At 49.2% G+C, this 3,139-nt stretch carries 6 protein-coding genes; 4 read left to right on the top strand and 2 right to left on the bottom strand.

What is annotated here, in order from left to right:
- Positions 1–743 precede the first annotated feature (743 nt).
- Positions 744–998, top strand: a complete 255-nt coding sequence (locus J8X26_RS27610) for a hypothetical protein (protein WP_152326562.1) — start codon at positions 744–746, stop codon at positions 996–998.
- Here J8X26_RS27610 and J8X26_RS03940 read toward each other — a convergent pair.
- On the bottom strand, positions 934–1,185 hold the full coding sequence (locus J8X26_RS03940) for a hypothetical protein (protein WP_193333157.1): 252 nt from the start codon (positions 1,183–1,185) through the stop codon (positions 934–936). The genes J8X26_RS27610 and J8X26_RS03940 overlap by 65 nt on opposite strands.
- A 154-nt stretch (positions 1,186–1,339) precedes the next feature.
- Entirely contained in the window at positions 1,340–1,999 is a 660-nt protein-coding gene (locus J8X26_RS03935) for a LexA family transcriptional regulator (protein ID WP_193333156.1), read from the bottom strand.
- Between the two features lie 91 nt (positions 2,000–2,090).
- On the opposite strand from J8X26_RS03935, the gene J8X26_RS03930 reads away from it, so the two are divergent.
- The 3 genes from J8X26_RS03930 to J8X26_RS03920 all read left to right on the top strand — a co-directional run.
- Entirely contained in the window at positions 2,091–2,294 is a 204-nt protein-coding gene (locus J8X26_RS03930; RefSeq protein WP_152326561.1) for a Cro/CI family transcriptional regulator, read from the top strand.
- Between the two features lie 19 nt (positions 2,295–2,313).
- Entirely contained in the window at positions 2,314–2,847 is a 534-nt protein-coding gene (locus tag J8X26_RS03925; protein WP_244370329.1) for a YmfL family putative regulatory protein, read from the top strand.
- Between the two features lie 172 nt (positions 2,848–3,019).
- A partial coding sequence (locus J8X26_RS03920) for a DUF4222 domain-containing protein (RefSeq protein WP_208950216.1) occupies positions 3,020–3,139 on the top strand: 120 nt, incomplete at its 3' end.

Here is a 3,139-nt window from a genome sequence, read left to right as displayed (position 1 = left end):
TCACACACATAGACAAGGGCGGCCGGTAATGCACAGGGCGTGCTGGGTGGGTGCCAGCGGCCCTTGTCTATGCCTGCGAAAAAATTGGCGGTGGTCATGATCAGAACATTATCTTCGCTCCCCCTGATGTTGGATGGTTGAAGAGTCATGCCACTGCCGAAAGACAACTACACACAGCAATTATCGAGGTTCCACGTCGATGTGTTTGTGGTCACTGGCGCTTATCTCCAGCTGTCGCTATGCGCATGCCAGCTCTCTGGCTGACCACAATTAGGGTGTAGCGGCGGGAGTTGAACCCGCAATCGGGTAGGGAACCCGACCATCACCGGATGCTTGCCACAACGGTGTGAACCATCCTCCCAGGCTTCACTCCCCGGACAGGTTCTCCACGCTTAACTCCACTCGGGCCGCTTCGCGTTGCGGCTTGTGTGGCTACCCGTCCCCACCACTCGCGAAAAGTGGAACAGAGACAAGGATGATTCACACCGTTGTGTGCTGGTCTTTCCCAGCTGTCACTGCCATGAGAGTGCAGGCAGGTCACTGACCAGATAACGCGCTGGATCAACTCGCGGTTGGGTGGCCACCACAACGGGAAGAACACTGGGATTGTGGTCATATTGGGTTGATGGTAAGTGAGTCCCTCAACCCCCAGTGTTCTTTCCGTTGTGTGCCTGGTTACTTCTCCACCTCAGGCGGCGGTGGTATCTTGGGAGTTCTCACACAACCAAGAAGGACTGACTTTTATGCGCGGAGTCGTTGTACATCACGAGCACCGGATAGGTTTTATTGTCATCCGTGATTCAATCGGAGAATTCACGGTGGCTGAGCTGTTAGGTGGATACGATGTCGAGAAAGGCCAAATCATATCGGGTGCTCTACATGTACTCGGCAATGAAACCTTCATAAATGAAACCGAAGATGAAGAATTGGACGTCATTGTTCAAGGCCATGGGATGACGGAACAACAGTCAATTCGAATGATTCAAAACATTCGGTAACCCATTTTTTAAATAGGGCACACTCTTTGAGTGTCCAATAACATTGTTCCGGGGAAATTATTTTTCCGGAGCAATGTCGCAAATGCGGATCCTCTGAAATTTTAATTCCTCTGTTTGCCGCAAGTTCTAGGCGTTCGATCTTTTCCAGTAACTGATCAGCAATAACTTTCATGTCTTGCTTATCCATCCTGATACCTCATTAGGCTGCAGTGTTCTTGCCGTTGTGTTTTCTTAATAAATTGAATGTACCTTTAGTTACCATTATCGTCAAGGGTGAATGTTCCAAAAGTTACATTAAGAGGCAAAAAAATAGCCAGCTGTTGCTGGCCTGAGAATGGGTATTAGAGGTTTTGCGTGATCTGAACCACTTTACCCACAATGCGGCAATCGCCATCGATAGGTATTGGTTTGAAGGCGGGGTTTAAAGGCATCAGGTAACACTGAGGACTATCCCAAACTAATTTTTTTACTGTAGCTTCAGATGAGCCATCTAAAATTGCTACGATGATTTTCCCATATAAATTATCAATTTGACCGTAGTTTGGTTCTACTATGACTATTGAGCCTTCTGGGATAGATGGCAAACCATTTGGGTTTGTCATTGACTCACCACGCACGACCAAGCCGAAAGCTTCATCGGAAACATCAGCAGTTGTTTGCGTCCATGAAATCACGTCAGAAAGCCTCGCAGCAGCATAACTATCAGTCCAGAGTCCAGCTTGCACAGCTGAAATAATTGGGACCGTCGCCGGTGCCTTCATCAAAGGAATTACTTTGGTGTCGTCGGGGATGCTGTCTCCTTGACCGTACAGCAACCATTCCGGGGTTGTCGAAAGAACCTGAGCCAGTCTATGCAAATTCTCACCATCCGGCTTATTAGCACCACCTTCCCATTTAGTAACTGAAACCCTGCTTATGCCGAGCTTTTTGGCTAGCGAGAGCTGCGTTATATCGAGCTGTAAGCGTCGAGAGCGGATTCGATCTTTCATTTCACTTTTCATGTAACCAATGTTACCTGTTATCAAGGTAACTGTTATTTGCTATTTGATGTACCTTTTGTTACCTTTAAGGCGCCATCATTTAGGAGGAATTATGCGTAAAACCGATGTTGTGAAGCATTTTGGGGGAATCTCCAAAACAGCAAGTGCTCTGGGGATTTCACACCCCGCAGTGTGCCGGTGGGGAGATGTCATCCCAGAAAAACAGGCGTTTGTTATTGAGCGCATAACTTGTGGAGTTTTGAAATACGACCCAACTCAATACGAAAAGACTAACACCGCTGGCGCACAGCCATAACTACCAAAGGAAAAGCATCATGGTAGACCTGAAAACAGTAGTTAAAGCGATGTGTAAAGCCTATCCCGGCGGACGGTCTGCAATGGCTGGCGCTCTGGGAATGACTGAAACGCAGTTCAACAACAATCTATACGAAAAAAACGGCTGCCGGTTTTTCGAAATTGTTGAGCTGGAGGCGATGGAAGACATCAGCGGCACCAGCTATCTGGCTGAGTATTTTTCCCAGCGTCGTGGCGGTCTGTTCGTGGACGTTCCGCAGCTGGAAGAACTGGATCAGGTTGAGCTGTTCAGTAAGAGCATGCGCACTGCTGCTCATCGTGGACACGTAGACATGATTATTCAGTCATCGCTTGAAGATGGCGTGATTGATGAGACGGAAGCTGAGCAGATCATGAAATATCACCGCCGTCATTTAGCCGCGCGTGATGCAGAAGTTCGGGCTGTGCTGGCACTGTTTAGAAAAAAACGGAAGGCCGGAAAGGGTGACGCCCCAAGTGTGCAGCTTGAGGCGTCGGGTGCATTAACTAAACAGTGTGGAGCAATTAACGCATGAACAGTTTACTCACAAAAGCTGGCGTTCCGCAAATCCGTTGTGTGGCAACAGGCGGTACCGCTGGCTCTCTTTCGTACGAAGTGATGATAGGTAACCGCTGGATGCCGTGCAACTACCAGTTCGCGGCCTGGTGGGTAGGTTACGTCCGCCAGAGCGGCCAGAAGGTGACGGCATGTCTGAAGAAATCCAAAAGCTGGACAGGCGTTACAAGGATTGGCGAGGCGTTGTGGTACACGTCGTGGGCTTCGACAGAGCAGGGGATCGCGTCATCTTCATGCGCGCCGGTTACCCG

It is taken from the genome of Rahnella sp. ChDrAdgB13 (assembly GCF_017655185.1).
Taxonomy (GTDB): domain Bacteria; phylum Pseudomonadota; class Gammaproteobacteria; order Enterobacterales; family Enterobacteriaceae; genus Rahnella; species Rahnella contaminans.
Note: the sequence above shows the minus strand (reverse complement) of the source record. Positions and strands in the feature narration are given on the sequence as shown.